The organism is Spirosoma sp. 209 (genome assembly GCF_002006735.1).
GTDB classification, from domain to species: Bacteria; Bacteroidota; Bacteroidia; order Cytophagales; family Spirosomataceae; genus Spirosoma; species Spirosoma sordidisoli.
On sequence record NZ_MVEC01000007.1, the window covers coordinates 22,218 to 37,033 of the forward strand.

Here is a 14,816-nt window from a genome sequence, read left to right on the forward strand (position 1 = left end):
TACTTAGCGTCCGCGGCCTACTACAGCCGGCTCGGGAACGCCTTCTACATCGGCAAAAATCCGTCCGCAGTGTTCGCAAACGATGATCTTTTTCTTGTCTTTGATGTCGGCCTGGCGCTGGGGTGGTACTACGTTGAAGCAGCCGCCACAGGCTCCGCGTTTCACCATCACAACGGCTAGTCCGTTGAGGGCGTTACCGCGAATTTTGTTGTACGAGTTCAGCAGCCGCGGCTCAATGGTCGTTGCCTGCTGGTCGCGCTGCCGGATCAGTTCTTTCTCCTCTTCCTGACTTTCGGAGGTAATCTGATCGAGCTCCTGCTTTTTGGCTTTCAGGTCTTCTTTCCGTTCGTTCAGGGCTTCCTGGGTCGTCTTGATCTCCTCTTCTTTGCCCCGAACCCGAAACTGGGCTTCGCTGATCCGTTTATCGGCCAGCTCGATCTCGAGCGACTGCAGTTCGATTTCTTTCGAGATCGCATCAAACTCGCGGTTGTTGCGGACGTTCATCTGCTGATCCTTGTATTTGGTGATCAGCTTCTCGGCGTCTTTCTTGGCAACCCGGTTCCGCTCGATTTCCTCGTCCAGCGTTTTGATTTCGGCCTGGAACTTCCCGATCCGCGTCTCGAAACCGGCAATATCGTCTTCCAGATCGCGCACCTCTTCGGGCAAACCTCCCCGGATTTTTATGAGTTCGTCGAGTTGAGAGTCGAAGGATTGCAGTTTCAGAAGAGCGTCTAGTTTTTGCGCAATCGTCAGTTCCATTCGGAATGTATTTAGTGCTACGTGAAGTATTGTACCGGATTCGTGTCTATTCCGGATAAAATTACCGCAAAAATAGTGAATTTTTTTGCCAAAAGCCCGCCGATCAACTCTTTCGTACAGACTTCGCTTTCATAATGGCCAATGTCGCAGATGATTAGGCGACCTTCGGCGTCGAAGAACTCATGATACTTATAGTCGGCTGTAACAAAGGCATCGGCTCCGGCGCGCAGGGCATCGGCCAGTAAAAAGCTACCCGCTCCGCCACAAACGGCAATACGCTGTATGGGGCGGTCGGGGAGGGCGGTATGGCGGATGAGGGGCAACTGCATCGTTTCTTTCAGATACGTGAGCCAGTCCGCGCCCGTCATTGGCGCTGGGAGGTTGCCCACGGCGCCTGACCCGACGGTCTGATTGCTGTTGGTGAGGGCGTACAGATCGTAGGCCGGCACCTCATACGAATGCGCCTGCTTCATGGCTGCCACAATAGCGCCTTCCAGATGGGTCGGCAGCAGCACTTCAAGCCGCTGCTCCTGCACGGTTTCATCGCGATCTACTGCCCCTACAACCGGATTGGCTCCGCTTAGGGGTCTGAACGTTCCCGTTCCGCCCACCCGAAACGAACAGTGGTCATAGGCCCCAATGCGGCCCGCCCCGGCCTCATACACAGCCCGCAAGACCGCCGGCAGGTCGGCGTCGGGGGTGTAGACAACGAGTTTGCTCAACGTCTGCGCTTTGGGCGCCAGAATCTGCACCTGCTGCAGGCCCAGCTTTTCCGCGATTTTTGCGTTGACGCCCCCGGCCACATTGTCCAGGTTGGTATGGCTGGCGTAGATGGCCACCTCGTTTTTTATGGCTTTAATGACCGTTCGCTCTACGTAATTTTTTCCATTCAGTTTTTTCAGCCCCCGGAAAACGATAGGGTGGTGTGCCACAACCAGGTTACACCCCCTGGCTAAGGCTTCGTCGATAACGGCTTCGGTGGCGTCGAGGGTAACCAGCACGCCGGTGATGAGCGTGTTGGGGTCCCCTACAATCAGGCCGGCATTATCATAGGATTCCTGATAGGCCAGGGGGGCAATGGTTTCCAGATAAGCGGTAAGCTGGCGGATGGTTGTCATAAATAGAAAAAACGATTGGTCGAAAATTACACCCTTCGGCTGGTTTCCCCAAAATCGACTCGTTGCGACTAATGCCTAACGGCTTGCCTTCGCTCAGATTGTCAGTAACTTATCCGCTTGTCACTGCTAGACCAACCTTACCCAATCATGAAACTGTTACTTCTTTCCGCTCTTTTTTTGCCGTTGTTGTCTACCGTTATGGCTCAGACTGACCCACCTCCCAAACGATTGCTCGTGGTGTCGGGTGGTGGGGCGCGGGGGGCCTGGGGAGTTGGAATCGCTAATTTTCTGGATTCGACCGGAAAACGCTATGCCCACGTAGTTGGCACCAGTACCGGTAGTCTGATGGCTCCACTGATCCTGCTTCGTAAATACGATGTGCTTAACCGGGCCTATACGTCCGTGACGCAAAAAGATATTTTTACCGTTAACCCGTTCAATAAGCGAGGGGCCATTCGGCTGCTGAATGCCCTGTGCCGATTCAACAAACCCTCGTTGGGAACGACCGAAAACCTCCGGAATCTGATCCGTACGTTCGTTACGCCAGCCGATTATGCTCAGATCCGTACCAGTCCGCTGGGCCTTGACTTTACAGTGTCAGTGGTGAACCTCCGAACCCTCGAAGCGGCCTATAAGTCGGCCAGTCAGCATTCCGATTATGAAGAAATGGTAAACTGGACCTGGGCATCGGCCAACCAGCCCGTATTTATGTCGCCTTATATCACCAGAAATGAAGCAGGTGCTGACGATTTTTGGGTCGATGGTGGTGTTAGAAATCCAATTCCGATTCGGGAAGGCCTGCAACTGGCATTCGACAAGCGGTACGAAGCCGTCGACGTAATTATAAATAGCCTGCCCAGCGCCGACGAACCCGCAGCCAGCTGGCCCGATGGGAAAGCCACCGTCTTCAAGGCGCTCACCCGGACACTAGCTACCTACGGTAGTGGCACCCGCGAAATGAATATAGCCATTGGGCGGTTGCTGAACAGACTGAATCAACTCACCCTCCCGCAACTGGCTGAACAGGCTTCGCTGAGCAGCCAGCCAGTAGGGACTGAAGCTGCCGAACCAAGCCTGGTGCTGACGTTTTATTTTATGCCGCACGACCTGTACGCGCTGATTCCGAACGAGCTGATATTTGACCCGGCCACCATGACTACCCTGCTGGAGGCAGGCCGTCGCGGGCGATACGTTACCCAGGTACAGGAGGCCATAGCTACCCCCGGCTTACCCGTTGAAGGAACCTACTCCTTTCAGCTGTCAAGAACGACACTGGGGCGGTTGTTAAGGGAGCTAAATCCCTAATGCTGTCCGACTACCCGATTCGGTTGGTTTTCCATTTACTTCTCGACGCCATTGGCCTCTCATTAACTGCTTCGCTGCGTCTGGGGGTGTTTGTTTCCAGCAGCCAGGCCGCCAGCACAGCCGCCACGCTGGTTTCATTGGGGTCCGGGCTGGTAGTGGTCAGCATTTCCGGTTTGAAGTAGTTGGCAACAAAGCCGGTATCGAACTGACCCGACCGGAAGGCCTCATGCTCCATCACGAACCGGCCAAAGGGGAGTGTCGTCTGAACCCCCGAAATCTGGTATTCGTCAATAGCCCGGATCATTTTCTGGATGGCCTCGTCGCGGCTGTCGCCGTAGGTAACGAGCTTGGCGATCATCGGATCGTAATAAATCGGGATGGCCATCCCCTGCTCAAACCCATCGTCGACCCGCACACCATTTCCCTGGGGACGAACGTAGGTGTCGAGCGTGCCTACGTCGGGCAGAAAGTTATTGGCCGGGTCTTCGGCATAGACCCGTACTTCAATGGCGTGCCCTTTGATGTGCAGATCTTCCTGCCGGATGGTCAGGGGTTTCCCTTCGGCAATGTAGATCATCTGTTTTACCAGGTCGACGCCCGTAATCTGTTCGGTAACGGGGTGCTCGACCTGAAGGCGCGTGTTCATCTCCAGGAAATAGAAGTCGAGCTGATCATTGACGATGAACTCCACCGTACCGGCCCCGTAGTAGCCGCAGGCGCGGGCTACATCGACAGCCGCCCGGCCCATGGCGTCGCGGATGTCGGGTGTCAGGATCGCCGAGGGGGCTTCTTCAACGACTTTCTGATGGCGTCGCTGTACGGAGCATTCGCGTTCGAAGAGATGAATGATATTGCCGTGCTGATCTCCCAGGACCTGAATTTCGACGTGCCGGGGCGAGGTGACGTACTTCTCAATGAACACCGACCCGTCGCCGAAGGCCGATATGGCTTCGCTGACAGCGCGGTCCATCTGCTCGTCGAATTCGGCATCGCTTTCAACAACCCGCATGCCTTTGCCCCCGCCCCCGGCCGAGGCTTTGATCAATATTGGGTAACCAATCTGGGCCGAAATGGCCTTGGCTTCGGCCCGGTCGGTAATGGCGCTGGGCGTGCCGGGAACCATCGGGATATCGTACCCGGCCACGGCGGCTTTGGCGGCCAGTTTACTGCCCATAACCTCGATGCTTTCCGGTGAGGGGCCGATGAAAATCAGGCCGGCCTCCCGCACCTGTCGGGCAAAAGCCGCGTTTTCGGAGAGGAAGCCATAGCCGGGGTGAATAGCATCGACGTTGAGCCGCTTACAGACATCAATGATGGTGTCGGCTCGCAGGTACGATTCGGAAGAGGGGGCCGGCCCCACGCAAACGGCTTCGTCGGCGTAGCGGACATGAAGGGCGTTACGGTCCGCTTCTGAGTAGATCGCAACGGTTTGTATGCCCATTTCGCGGGCGGTACGCATGATCCGAAGGGCAATTTCGCCCCGGTTGGCGACCAGTAGTTTATGGATGGCTGGCATTACGTATGTTGATAAAGGAACCGCCCCAGGCGGCTTTTCCAGACGCAGATTTACGCAAAGATGGGCAAAGGGTGAACACGCTGCCAACAAATGCGTACCGACGGCGAACCGGATCGGTCAAAATCGAATTTATGAGGTGCAATTTTGTCCGAGAAAAAGTTAACCGTACTTTTGCACTTATGGCTTTAAAAACAAGGGTTTAACCCATAAAACGACAATAAAAAGTGGATTTATTCGAGAAACTGCGCACCAACCTAGGCCCAATCGGCTCGCCGGCACGGGAGTTCAATGGCCACCACTATTTTGCATTTCCTAAACTAGAAGGTGAGCTGGGCCCCCGGATGCGCTTTCGGGGAAAAGAGGTACTGAACTGGAGTTTGAATAACTACCTGGGGCTGGCCAACCACCCTGAAATTCGTAAAGCCGATGCCGACGCCACGGCGCAGTGGGGGCTGGCTTATCCGATGGGCGCCCGTATGATGTCCGGTAACTCAGACCTGCACGAGCAATTTGAAAAAGAACTGGCGGAGTTTGTTGGCAAAGAAGATGCTTTCCTGCTCAACTACGGGTATCAGGGCGTTATGTCGGCCATCGAAGCCGTGGTCGACCATCGGGACATCATTGTTTACGACGCCGAAAGTCATGCCTGCCTGATCGACGGTATCCGGCTCCACAAGGCGAAGATGGGTGACTATTATAAGTTCAACCATAACGACATGGCCAGTCTGGAGAAAAACCTCCAGCGAGCTACCCGGCGCGTAGCCGAAACGGGCGGCAGCATTCTGGTCGTTACCGAAGGCGTTTTTGGGATGTCGGGTAAGGTAGGGAGTCTGGACAAGATCGTAGCGCTGAAAGAAAAATACGAGTTCCGGTTGCTGGTCGACGATGCACACGGTTTCGGCACTATGGGCGAAACGGGTGCGGGCGTTGGCGAAATGCTCGGCTGCCAGGCTGGCATCGATCTGTATTTCTCGACGTTTGCCAAGTCGATGGCAGCGATCGGGGCGTTCATTGCCGCCGACCATGACATCATCATGTACCTCAAGTACAACATGCGGTCGCAGACGTACGCGAAAGCGCTGCCGATGCCTTACGTAGTTGGCGGCCTGAAGCGGCTGGAGATGGTACGGCGGTCGTCGGAGCTGCGCGATAAACTCTGGACCAACGTTCGCGCCCTGCAGGACGGACTGCGTGAGCGTGGTTTCGATATTGGCGATACACAGTCGCCGGTAACGCCGGTGTTCCTGCAGAACATTGAAGGGGGCGTGGCCGAAGTAGCTACCCTGACCATGGATCTGCGCGAGAATATGGGTGTGTTCTGTTCGATCGTTGTGTATCCGGTTGTACCCAAAGGAACGATCATGTTGCGTATCATTCCAACAGCGGCTCACACCCTGGACGATGTGAACTATACGCTGGATGCTTTCTCTAAAATGGGCGAAAAGCTCAAGAATGGCCTCTATCGTCAAAATTCAACGATTACGGCCCCAAAAACGGTCGAAATGTCAGCCGAAGCGGCATCTGAATAAGGTTTTTTGGAGAAAAGTTGCATTTTTCAACTAATTTTTTGGCTCACCTATTGCGCTGTATAGGAGAATCACTAAATTTCAGCCGAAAAACCGCGTTTTTAGCGGGATTTGGGCATTTTTCACACTTAAACCCATACGCATCGCTATGGCACGCTTCGATGAAGTAAAGAATCTGGTTATGTCGCTGGAAGGTGATTTCGAGAAGTTCTACGAAAAAAATAACCAGGCCGCCGGTACTCGTGTTCGTAAAGGAATGCAGGATCTGAAGACACTGGCGCAGACCATTCGCTCGGAAGTTCAGGACACCAAGAACAAAGCCGAGAAAGCGTAAATCACCCGGGCAGTCTGTCCTACTGATAGCGCATCCGGCCGTTTTGGCCAAACCAATCTATCCCCGCCCGGCTGCTAGCCCGGCGGGTTTTTTTTTCACCGGCTGGTGGGAATGCGTCGCCGTGGTTTGTGTCCTCACGGACCACAGTAGGGAGGGGTACCTGGAGGAAGTTCGTTGCTGACGCGCATGTGGTCCGTGGGGACACGGACCACGGTGGTGGGAGATAATGGGGACTGACTGCACAGACCCCGGTGGGTTCGGGCGGGGCAGGATGGGAGGCTGAGCCGGAAAGCCGGTCAGCGTGTTTGGCACCCGCGTTTATATTTTCTCGCGGTGCATGAGGGTGGCAATGCCCCGGGTGGTCACTTTTTTGGTTTGCACGTCACGAATTTCGCCCAGGATCTGCGCGGTATGTTTAGCCGGATCCATCGACTGAACAGTGAAGGTGGCTTCGTAATCGGTGTCGACGAACATGGGGCGCAGAAACTCGAGTGTCTGACCCAGGTAAACGGACCCGTAACCGGGAAACTCGGTGCCCAGCACTTTTGTAAATACACTGGCTCCCAGCATGCCATGAATAATAGGGCGCTTAAACGGCGTTGTCGCTGCAAAATCAGCGTCGAGGTGAAGAGGATTGTTATCGCCGGTAACCCGGGCAAAATCGGTAACGTCGGCCTGCGAAAACCGGAACGCGTAGCGGTGAACAGCGTCGAGGGTAAATTCCATATAACTATATATTGAACGTCAGGGCGTATATATCCCGAGGTTGATAGTGGGCAAAGTTCAGTGTTAGCGGTCGCAAATCATTATCTACCGTCCATTATTCATTGTGCAATACGTCCTACCTTCGCGTCTGTTATGCTGAATCAATTGTTTTCGCTGGGTGTATCGCCTGCCAAACGGGTGTTTGGTCTGGACGTGATGCGGGCGGCTGCTATCCTGATTGTGGTAGATGCCCACGCCACCGTTGCGCTGAAGGAGTATTATAATGGAGCGTTCTGGCATCATCTGCTGCCCGATGGAGTTGAACTGTTTTTTGTACTGAGTGGCTTTCTGATCGGTGGAATCCTGATTCGTTCGTACGAAAAGAAAAGTCATTTCGACGCAGGCCTGCTGCTTAATTTCTGGACACGCCGGTGGTTCCGGACGTTACCCAACTACTACCTGGTTTTGCTGGGTCTGATCGGGCTGTCGCTGGTTCGGGCCTATCGGGCTGGCGTACATCATTCGCTGCCTCAGCGCGATACGCTGATCCGCTATTTTTTCTTTCTGCAGAACTTCACCACCTACGTACCCGACTTTTTCACCGAAACCTGGAGTCTGGCTATCGAAGAGTGGTCGTACATAACCCTGCCCCTGATTCTGTGGCTGATGCAGACCCTGCTGCCAGCCTCCTGGCCCCGCCAGCGTATCGTACTGGCGGCCATCCTGACGGTTATTCTGGGTACTAACCTATGTCGGCTGGTGCTGTCTGCACAGGTACCGTTGCCGGCCGGTGAGCTCGGGTTTCGCGGTATTGTACTGACGCGGCTGGATGCTATCTCGTACGGCGTACTGGCGGCCTATGCCAAACACTATTTCCCGACCCGCTGGACCAATGAGCGGCTCCGGCAGCGGCTGTTCGTAATCGGCCTGGTGCTGACGGGTCTTACCGCCTTTACATCGTCTGTTTTTTTGATAGGCTATTACGGTGAGTGGGGCGTACAGCCTGCCTACGTCTTCTACAAACGGACCTTTTATTTTCCGGTCATCGGGCTGAGTATGGCGCTGCTGATGCCGTATATGGATGGCTGGCGGGCCGCGTCGGGGCTTTGGGCGCGGTTCGGGATTGCGCAGGCCATCACGCACATCAGTCTGATATCGTACTCCATGTATCTGCTGAACCTGACGCCCATTATGATCAGCTTCCTCGAACGAATCCCGACCACCTCGTTCGAAACGGCCTGGATGAAGGTATTTCTGTTCTGGGGGCTGGTCCTGTTCCTGTCGACGCTGCTGTTTAAATACTTCGAGCGCCCCGTCACCGAACTCCGCGAACGCCTGTCGGCTAAAGAACCGACCGAACTGGTGAAAGAGCGCAGGAACGAGCGAGTGAATGAGTAAAGGGCCAAACGCTAGCTCGAGTGGTCGCTGACGATCACCCAGCGCTTTTTGATCTTGCGCCAGAGCAGGGTAAAATGACCATCGAGGTTGCCCACGGTGGGGCGGGTCAGGTGCCAGCGGCCGATGACATAGGCCACGTTGGGCGATGGCATGTCCAGCTGCAGGATATCGAATTTTAGGGTCCCCATCGACTGCCGGTCCGGGTAGCGCTTCCGGTAATTGGCCAGGGTAGCCTGATACCCATAGGTGACCCCGGCTTTGCCGATAAACGTAAGTGAGTCGGAAGGCCAGTAGCCATTCATGAATTTTTCAACTCGTCCGGCGTTCCAGTCTTCTGTCTGACGTTTCAGGATGAGTAGAATGGCCCGCCGGTCAGCTGCCACCGTCTTGGCTGCCGATGTGTTGCGGGCCGACTGGCTGTAGGCCGGTGCGATTACCAGCAGGAGCAGGGCAAAAGCGATCAGTCGTTGCATGTGGAAATTGGTTTTCTGGTAAAACTACGGCAATAGTGCTAGGTTTGCACACGAACCTTTATGTTTATGAAAGCCATTCTGTGCGAACAATACGGCCCGCCCGAACAACTCGTTCTGACCGATGTGGCTCAGCCCAAAGCGGGCACTGGTCAGGTCGTTATTCAGGTCGAAGCCTGCGGGGTCAACTTCCCCGATACGCTCATCATCGAAGGAAAATACCAGATTAAGCCGCCGATGCCCTTTTCGCCGGGGGGTGAAGTGGCGGGTATCGTTACCGAAGTGGGTGAGGGGGTGAGCCACCTTCGGGCCGGTGACCGGGTGTTTTCGCTGACGGGATACGGCGGGTTTGCCGAGCAGGTTGCGGCCAATGCCGCCACGACGCTTCCCATGCTGCCGGATATGGATTTTGTAACGGCGGCTTCCACCATGTACACCTACGGGACATCGTACCACGCCCTGAAAGACCGCGCTTCGCTGCAACCGGGCGAGACCCTACTGGTTCTGGGGGCTGCCGGGGGGGTGGGGCTGGCAGCGGTTCAGCTGGGCGTGCTGATGGGCGCCCGCGTTCTTGCAGCCGCTTCGAGCGATGAAAAGCTGGAGGTATGCCGGCGCCTGGGTGCTGCCGAAACCATTAATTATACAACCGAAACGCTACGCGACCGCATCAAAGAGCTGACCGATGGGAAAGGCGTTGATGTTGTCTACGATCCCGTCGGCGACCGCTACGCCGAGCCCGCTATCCGGTCGCTGGCCTGGAAGGGCCGGTACCTGGTCGTAGGGTTTGCCGGTGGCGACATACCCAGTATTCCGCTTAACCTGGCTTTGCTCAAGGGGGCTTCCATTGTCGGTGTGTTCTGGGGGGCTTTCGCCCAGCGCGAACCCAAAACCAGCCTGCAGAATTTTCGCCAGATCCTCGACTGGATTTCAGCGGGCCAGCTAAACCAGCACATCTATAAAACCTATTCGCTTGACGACTCTCCCAAAGCCCTGCGCGACCTTCTCGAGCGCCGGGTTGTTGGCAAAGCGGTCGTCGTGATGCATTGATTTCTGCCGGTGTGAGTGTCGGGGGGGGTGGGAAAAATGGTTTCCCCGGCATGAATGCCGGGGCTAATCATGATCAGGATGGGCGAGAATCTGAATTGAGGGAGCAATATGAATAGGCCCGGCATTTATGCCGGGGACCGGATAATGAAAAATGGTTTCCCGGCATAAATGCCGGAGCTAATCATAGGCAGAATAGGCCGGAATCAGGATTGAGGGAGAGACATGAATAGGCCCGGCATTCATGCCGGGAAACACATGATTGAAAATTATTTCCCCGGTATAAATGCCGGGAAACCGGAGCAATTAGAAAATAGATAACCCATGCGATTGCAACATAAAGTAGCCATTATAACCGGCGCGGCCCGGGGTATCGGGCAGGGTGCTGCGGAGGTTTTTTGCCGGGAAGGCGCTACGGTGATCATCTGGGATCTGCTCGACGAGGGGGAGTCAACGGCGCAAACCCTGCGCGACCAGGGGTACCGATGCGACTTCATGAAGGTCAGCACCACCGACGTGCCCGCCATCGAAGCCGCTACCCGCGAGGTAGTTGACCGCTACGGGCAGATCGATATTCTGATCAACAACGCCGGGATCACGCGCGACAAAACCCTGCTGAAAATGTCGTTTGTCGAGTGGCAGCAGGTGATCGATGTGAACCTGACGGGCGTTTTCAACTGCACCAAAGTAGTGGCCCCTTACATGGTAGAGCGCAAGTACGGCCACATCATCTGTACCTCATCCATCAACGGCGTACATGGTGCATTTGGCCAAACCAACTACGCAGCCGCCAAAGCCGGTATCATTGGCATGGTTCGGTCGTGGGCCAAGGAACTCGGACCCAAAGGCATTACCGCCAATGCGGTAGCTCCCGGATTTATCCAGACCGCCATGACCGATGCGATGCCGGACGAAGTTCGCAATGCTGCCGTAGCTACCGTGCCGGTCCGGCGCATCGGTAAACCCGACGATATTGCGTATGCATACCTGTACCTGGCGTCTGACGAAGCGTCGTTTGTCAATGGGCATGTGCTGGCCGTAAATGGCGGACAGGCTATCTAACTTTTGTCAACGAGCCGTCTTCCGCCGACAGCAGCTATCGAGCCAAGTCATACGAGAACGCCCCGACTAACCCGTAACTGTCCGTAAACAGAAACCGTACTCCACCTGCTATGAACCGCGTCCGTAAGTTTTATAACGAGTACAAACCCTACATCTTCTCGGATGGTTGGTACTATGTGTTTATTGTTCTGTTCATCATCCTGCTCTTCGTTTTCTTTTCCTGATGGCCCAGCTGTCGGCCGTTCTGGCCATAATTAATCCGCTTTCGGGAACCTTGTCGATCGCGCAGAAGACCCGCCTGCGCGACACCTTCCTGCAACGGGCCGAGGGGATGGGGTTTGCTCCGGAGGCTATCTTTACCGACTATCCCGGTCATGCCACCGAGCTGGCAACAGCGGCCGTTACGCGGGGCGTCAGCCGGGTGCTGGCCGTTGGGGGCGACGGTACCATCAACGAAACGGCCCGGGCGCTGCGCCGGTCGGCCTCGGTACTGGGTATTGTGCCGATGGGGTCCGGAAACGGACTGGCGCGCCATCTCGGTTTGCCCCTGCATCCGCTAAAAGCCATTGATCGGGCCCTGGCAGGACGTCCGGTGGTTATCGACAGTGGCGAAATCAACGAACATGCGTTCTTCTGTACCGCCGGGCTGGGGTTCGAAGCCTACGTGGCCCATCAGTTTGCCCTACAGCCGGTACGAGGCTTACCAACCTACCTCCGTACCGCCTTCCGGTCGTTCTGGTCGTATCAGCCTGACCGGTACTGGATCGATGGCGAAGAGCGCCGACTGTTTTCGCTCAGTTTTGCCAATGCAGGGCAGTTTGGCAACAACGCCTGGGTGGCGCCAACGGCTAATATTGCCGACGGGAAGCTGGAACAGTGTGAAATCAGACCTTTTCCGGCTCAGACGGGTGCCCTGCTCACCTGGAGGCTGTTCAACAAGAGTCTAAACCTGTCGCCCTACTGGCAGGGCCGGTCCGTGACAAAAGCGTCGGTACGGGTTGACCTCCAGACGCATCGGGGGCCGCTGCTCATTCATGCCGACGGGGAGCCGATTACGATACCGGACGGGCAGGCCGAGGTGCGGGTGCTGCCGGGAAGTTTGCTGGTTTTGCTGTGAGGTTGCGCAATTCATTCGCGCAACTTAACGGAACAAGCCCGATATTTGCCCCGCCAAAACCATTCCGACGGCGGGCGTGTGTCCGGTGTTTCCTAGCTGATGTCCCAACAAAAAGTAGTTCTTGCCTTTAGCGGAGGTCTCGATACCTCCTTCTGTGTTAAGTATCTGTCCGAAGATCGGGGGATGGAAGTCCACTCGGTCCTGGTCGACACGGGCGGTTTCTCCGACGACGAACTTCGTGCCATCGAAGATCGGGCTTATTCACTCGGGGTAAAATCGCACGTGACGATCTCGAAAACGGATGATTACTACCAGCAGTGCCTCAAATTTCTGGTATACGGCAATGTGTTGAAAAACAACACGTACCCGCTCTGCGTCAGTGCTGAACGTATTTTTCAGGCCATTGCCGCGGCTGAATACGCCCGCGAGATCGGCGCTACCGCCATTGCGCATGGCAGCACCGGCGCCGGTAACGACCAGGTGCGGTTCGATATGGCGTTCCGGATTATAGCGCCCGAAGCCGAAATCATTACCCCCATTCGCGACCTGCGGCTCTCGCGCGAGGCCGAAATCGAGTATCTGAAAAACAAAGGCGTAGAGCAGGAGTGGCATAAAGCGGCCTATTCGATCAACAAAGGCCTGTGGGGCACGTCGGTAGGCGGTAAGGAAACGCTGACATCGAGCCAGTTCCTGCCCGAGTCGGCCTGGCCAACCCCCGTTACCAAAACCGAGCCCGAAACCATTACCCTGACGTTCGAACACGGCGAAATCAAAGGCATTTCCGGGGCTGCAACGGGCGATGAGTCGTTCGCGAATCCGGTCGACGCCATCCGGCGGTTAACCGAACTGGCTGGTCCGTTCGGCATCGGGCGCGACATTCACGTGGGCGATACGATCATCGGCATCAAAGGCCGGGTCGGTTTCGAGGCACCAGCACCGCTTATTCTGATCAAAGCGCATCATACGCTCGAAAAACACGTGCTGACCAAGTGGCAGCTGTACTGGAAAGATCAGCTCGCCAACTGGTACGGCACCATGCTGCACGAAGGTCAGTTCATGGACCCGGTTATGCGCAACACGGAAACCTTCCTGGCCGACACGCAGGGCCACGTGACGGGGAAAGTGCATGTGCTGCTGGCTCCGTACCGCTTCCAGGTGCTGGGCATCGAATCGGATTACGACCTGATGTCGGCCAAGTTTGGCTCCTACGGCGAGATGAACAACGCCTGGACCGGCGACGACGTGCGGGGCTTCTCTAAAGTGGCCTCGAACCAAGTGATGATTTATGAGAAAATCAGCAATCAGTAATCTATACCGTCCGGAACGATTCATGGCCCCGCTGTGTAGCTGCTTCAACCGCTCAACCAGGCGGTGAGCGCCTGCGCAGCGGGGCAGACTGTACCCAACCCGATCACTGGCCTTGTTCTAACCGGTCCAAATGACCGTTGTGGGCCGGTTGCTTCAACTCGTATTCCATTATGAACGATAAAATTCAGGTAGGTATCATCGGCGGAGCCGGCTATACCGGGGGCGAATTGCTCCGTTTGCTGATCAATCACCCTTTTGTCAACGTCTCGTTTGTGCAGAGCAACAGCCAGGCCGGTAAACCTGTCTGGACAATTCATACCGACCTGCTGGGCGATACCGATCTGGAGTTCAGCGCCCCCGCCGATGCCGACGACGAACTCGATCTGGATGTAATCTTCCTGTGCTCGGGCCATGGTGCATCGCATACGTTCATGGCTGAACATGATATCTCCGACGATGTGGCCGTAATCGATCTGAGCGCCGACTTCCGCGACGAACACGATGATTTCGTTTATGGCCTGCCCGAGCTGAACCGCGACCGGATTGCCGAGGCTACCCGGATTGCCAACCCTGGCTGTTTCGCCACCAGTATTCAGCTGGCCCTGTTGCCGCTGGCCAAGGCGGGCCTGCTACAGGGCGACGTACATGTCAGCGCCATTACGGGTAGTACCGGAGCCGGTCAGGCGCTGGTACCTACGACTGGCTTTACCTGGCGCAACAACAACGTGTCGATCTATAAGGCGTTTACCCACCAGCACCTGGCCGAGATTCGCCAGAGTCTGACCCAGCTCGACCCTGATTTTGGGAAGGCCATCAACTTCGTTCCCTACCGGGGCGATTATACCCGGGGTATCATGGCCAACGTTTACACGGCCTTTGCCGGCACGATCGACGAGGCTAAAGACCTCTACCAGCGTTATTACGAGGAACATCCGTTTACCCACCTGAGCCACACGCCGATCGATCTGAAGCAGGTTGTCAATACCAACAAATGCCTGCTGCATCTGGAAGTGCACGACGGGCAGTTGCTCATCACCAGCATCATCGACAACCTCACCAAAGGGGCGTCGGGCCAGGCCGTACAGAATATGAACCTGCTCTTCGGACTACCCGAAGAAACGGGCCTGCGGCTAAAAGCGGTCGCGTTCTAAGCC

The 14,816-nt window shown here is 55.9% G+C and carries 14 protein-coding genes; 9 read left to right on the forward strand and 5 right to left on the reverse strand.

The features are described from left to right. Positions 1-3: 3 nt before the first annotated feature. Positions 4-759 (reverse strand): zinc ribbon domain-containing protein, encoded by a 756-nt coding sequence (locus tag B1C80_RS13790; RefSeq protein ID WP_077921770.1) that lies wholly within the window; start codon positions 757-759, stop codon positions 4-6. Between the two features lie 17 nt (positions 760-776). Then, positions 777-1,877, reverse strand: a complete 1,101-nt coding sequence (locus tag B1C80_RS13795) for a Nif3-like dinuclear metal center hexameric protein (RefSeq protein WP_077921771.1) — start codon at positions 1,875-1,877, stop codon at positions 777-779. Between the two features lie 147 nt (positions 1,878-2,024). On the opposite strand from B1C80_RS13795, the gene B1C80_RS13800 reads away from it, so the two are divergent. Then, positions 2,025-3,182: a patatin-like phospholipase family protein gene (locus B1C80_RS13800; protein ID WP_077921772.1), complete on the forward strand. Its 1,158-nt coding sequence runs from the start codon at positions 2,025-2,027 to the stop codon at positions 3,180-3,182. A 10-nt stretch (positions 3,183-3,192) separates the two neighbouring features. Here B1C80_RS13800 and accC read toward each other — a convergent pair whose 3' ends face one another. Next, entirely contained in the window at positions 3,193-4,698 is a 1,506-nt protein-coding gene (gene accC / locus B1C80_RS13805) for an acetyl-CoA carboxylase biotin carboxylase subunit (RefSeq protein WP_077921773.1), read from the reverse strand. Between the two features lie 224 nt (positions 4,699-4,922). On the opposite strand from accC, the gene B1C80_RS13810 reads away from it, so the two are divergent. Then, positions 4,923-6,227 (forward strand): pyridoxal phosphate-dependent aminotransferase family protein, encoded by a 1,305-nt coding sequence (locus B1C80_RS13810; protein WP_077921774.1) that lies wholly within the window; start codon positions 4,923-4,925, stop codon positions 6,225-6,227. A gap of 145 nt (positions 6,228-6,372) precedes the next feature. Then, the gene (locus tag B1C80_RS13815; RefSeq protein WP_077921775.1) at positions 6,373-6,558 is read left to right on the forward strand and encodes a histone H1; all 186 of its coding nucleotides are present in this window, start codon (positions 6,373-6,375) and stop codon (positions 6,556-6,558) included. 318 nt (positions 6,559-6,876) lie between these two features. Here B1C80_RS13815 and B1C80_RS13820 read toward each other — a convergent pair whose 3' ends face one another. After that, on the reverse strand, positions 6,877-7,284 hold the full coding sequence (locus tag B1C80_RS13820) for a MaoC family dehydratase (protein WP_077921776.1): 408 nt from the start codon (positions 7,282-7,284) through the stop codon (positions 6,877-6,879). Between the two features lie 132 nt (positions 7,285-7,416). Here B1C80_RS13820 and B1C80_RS13825 point away from each other — a divergent pair, with 132 nt between their 5' ends. Next, positions 7,417-8,661, forward strand: a complete 1,245-nt coding sequence (locus B1C80_RS13825) for an acyltransferase (RefSeq protein WP_077921777.1) — start codon at positions 7,417-7,419, stop codon at positions 8,659-8,661. Positions 8,662-8,672: 11 nt separating this feature from the next. On the opposite strand, the gene B1C80_RS13830 is transcribed toward B1C80_RS13825, so the two are convergent. Further along, positions 8,673-9,134, reverse strand: a complete 462-nt coding sequence (locus tag B1C80_RS13830; RefSeq protein WP_077921778.1) for a DUF4440 domain-containing protein — start codon at positions 9,132-9,134, stop codon at positions 8,673-8,675. Between the two features lie 66 nt (positions 9,135-9,200). On the opposite strand from B1C80_RS13830, the gene B1C80_RS13835 reads away from it, so the two are divergent. From B1C80_RS13835 to argC, 5 genes are all read left to right on the forward strand, one after another. Further along, entirely contained in the window at positions 9,201-10,178 is a 978-nt protein-coding gene (locus tag B1C80_RS13835; RefSeq protein ID WP_077921899.1) for an NADPH:quinone oxidoreductase family protein, read from the forward strand. A 321-nt stretch (positions 10,179-10,499) separates the two neighbouring features. Continuing rightward, positions 10,500-11,237, forward strand: coding sequence for a 3-oxoacyl-ACP reductase FabG (gene fabG / locus B1C80_RS13840; protein WP_077921779.1), 738 nt, complete (start codon positions 10,500-10,502; stop codon positions 11,235-11,237). A gap of 223 nt (positions 11,238-11,460) precedes the next feature. After that, complete coding sequence (locus B1C80_RS13845) at positions 11,461-12,354, forward strand: diacylglycerol kinase family protein (protein ID WP_077921780.1); 894 nt, start codon at positions 11,461-11,463, stop codon at positions 12,352-12,354. Positions 12,355-12,453: 99 nt separating this feature from the next. After that, complete coding sequence (locus B1C80_RS13850; protein ID WP_077921781.1) at positions 12,454-13,662, forward strand: argininosuccinate synthase; 1,209 nt, start codon at positions 12,454-12,456, stop codon at positions 13,660-13,662. Positions 13,663-13,832: 170 nt separating this feature from the next. Then, entirely contained in the window at positions 13,833-14,813 is a 981-nt protein-coding gene (gene argC / locus B1C80_RS13855; RefSeq protein WP_077921900.1) for an N-acetyl-gamma-glutamyl-phosphate reductase, read from the forward strand. Positions 14,814-14,816 lie beyond the last annotated feature (3 nt).

Excerpts from the sequence above, each read along its gene's own strand:
- B1C80_RS13790 (WP_077921770.1), bottom strand. The coding sequence starts at position 759 with ATGGAACTGACGATTGCGCAAAAACTAGACGCTCTTCTGAAACTGCAA.
- B1C80_RS13795 (WP_077921771.1), bottom strand. The coding sequence starts at position 1,877 with ATGACAACCATCCGCCAGCTTACCGCTTATCTGGAAACCATTGCCCCC.
- B1C80_RS13800 (WP_077921772.1), top strand. The coding sequence starts at position 2,025 with ATGAAACTGTTACTTCTTTCCGCTCTTTTTTTGCCGTTGTTGTCTACC.
- accC (WP_077921773.1), bottom strand. The coding sequence starts at position 4,698 with ATGCCAGCCATCCATAAACTACTGGTCGCCAACCGGGGCGAAATTGCC.
- B1C80_RS13815 (WP_077921775.1), top strand. The coding sequence starts at position 6,373 with ATGGCACGCTTCGATGAAGTAAAGAATCTGGTTATGTCGCTGGAAGGT.
- B1C80_RS13820 (WP_077921776.1), bottom strand. The coding sequence starts at position 7,284 with ATGGAATTTACCCTCGACGCTGTTCACCGCTACGCGTTCCGGTTTTCG.
- B1C80_RS13825 (WP_077921777.1), top strand. The coding sequence starts at position 7,417 with ATGCTGAATCAATTGTTTTCGCTGGGTGTATCGCCTGCCAAACGGGTG.
- B1C80_RS13830 (WP_077921778.1), bottom strand. The coding sequence starts at position 9,134 with ATGCAACGACTGATCGCTTTTGCCCTGCTCCTGCTGGTAATCGCACCG.
- B1C80_RS13835 (WP_077921899.1), top strand. The coding sequence starts at position 9,201 with ATGAAAGCCATTCTGTGCGAACAATACGGCCCGCCCGAACAACTCGTT.
- fabG (WP_077921779.1), top strand. The coding sequence starts at position 10,500 with ATGCGATTGCAACATAAAGTAGCCATTATAACCGGCGCGGCCCGGGGT.
- B1C80_RS13845 (WP_077921780.1), top strand. The coding sequence starts at position 11,461 with ATGGCCCAGCTGTCGGCCGTTCTGGCCATAATTAATCCGCTTTCGGGA.
- B1C80_RS13850 (WP_077921781.1), top strand. The coding sequence starts at position 12,454 with ATGTCCCAACAAAAAGTAGTTCTTGCCTTTAGCGGAGGTCTCGATACC.
- argC (WP_077921900.1), top strand. The coding sequence starts at position 13,833 with ATGAACGATAAAATTCAGGTAGGTATCATCGGCGGAGCCGGCTATACC.